The sequence below is a fragment of the Falsiruegeria litorea R37 genome, assembly GCF_900172225.1.
Classification (GTDB): domain Bacteria; phylum Pseudomonadota; class Alphaproteobacteria; order Rhodobacterales; family Rhodobacteraceae; genus Falsiruegeria; species Falsiruegeria litorea.
Genome location: NZ_FWFO01000016.1, coordinates 1 through 1,054, shown reverse-complemented (window position 1 = coordinate 1,054; position 1,054 = coordinate 1). Strand labels below are relative to the sequence as shown.

The window sequence follows — 1,054 nt, the reverse complement described above, 5'->3', positions numbered from 1 at the left end:
ACAGCCTTCATGAACCTGTCCTTGATGACGACGGGGTCCATTGTGATGACGGGCATTTTTGCGTTGCCGCTTTCGCATTTGCTGACGATCACGGTCATCTTGCCACCGTCCAGCGCCGCCTGCAGTGCAACACCCGTGTCGGCGGCCTGGCATTCGACCACGTTTTCGCAGCCCGCCGCCCGCGCCATGGCGCTGAGCGAGGTTTTCATCCCCGCATAGGTGGGCTGATCCCCGGTCGAGCCATAGGACCCGTTGTCGATGATCAGCAGCACATAGTTCTCCGCCACGTTGTTGGCGATCGTCGGCAGCGTGCCCAGATTGGTCAGGATCGAGCCATCGCCATCAATCACCACAACCGGTTTCGGCTGCGACAGCGCCAGGCCCAACCCGATGGACGAGGCCAATCCCATCGTCCCCAGCATGTAAAAGTTGCTGGGCTGGTCGTCGATGGCGTGCAGCTCCTGGCTGGGGATGCCGATGTTGCAGACCACAAGCTGCTCGCGCAGGATAGGCGCAATTTCCTTAAGGATTTCTGAACGGATCATTGGTCGCCATAGCCTCCCCAGAAATTGGCGTCGGTCAGGATCGCCACGGGCTTGTTGCTCATGAAGGTGTATTTCAGGATATTGTCCAGCTCTTCGACGTCTTTTTGCCAATGAAAATGGTAGGTTGGGATGTTCAGCTGCGCCAAAAGCGCCTTGGTGTGCACCGCCATTTCAACCTGGCAAGCGACCGGTTCACGCAGCTCTCCGCGGTATGAAATCAGCATCGGCAGCGGCATGCGATAGTATTGGATCAAGGTTGCCAGAGTGTTGATCGTGACGCCGATGGCGGTGTTTTGCATGATGATGGCGGGGCGTTTACCGCCCATCCAGGCGCCGGCACACAGGCCCATGCCTTCGTCTTCCTTGTTCGAGGGCACATGGTGGATCTCGGGCCGTTTGTCGACCTCCTCGATCACTCCGGCCAGTTGTTTGCAGGGAACGGTCGTCACAAACTCGATCCCGTTGGCTATCAGATCATCCGCGATCCGGGCGTCAATACTCATCGGCGG

General features: G+C 58.4%; 2 protein-coding genes. Both read right to left on the bottom strand.

The window, feature by feature from the left end; genetic code table 11:
• On the bottom strand, positions 1 to 545 hold a 545-nt coding region (gene comE / locus TRL7639_RS22735), incomplete at its 3' end, for a sulfopyruvate decarboxylase subunit beta (protein ID WP_085798194.1).
• Positions 542 to 1,048: a sulfopyruvate decarboxylase subunit alpha gene (gene comD, locus TRL7639_RS22730; RefSeq protein WP_085798195.1), complete on the bottom strand. Its 507-nt coding sequence runs from the start codon at positions 1,046 to 1,048 to the stop codon at positions 542 to 544. The genes comD and comE, both read right to left, overlap by 4 nt.
• Positions 1,049 to 1,054: the final 6 nt, after the last annotated feature.

Excerpts from the sequence above, each read along its gene's own strand:
- comD (WP_085798195.1), bottom strand. The coding sequence starts at position 1,048 with ATGAGTATTGACGCCCGGATCGCGGATGATCTGATAGCCAACGGGATC.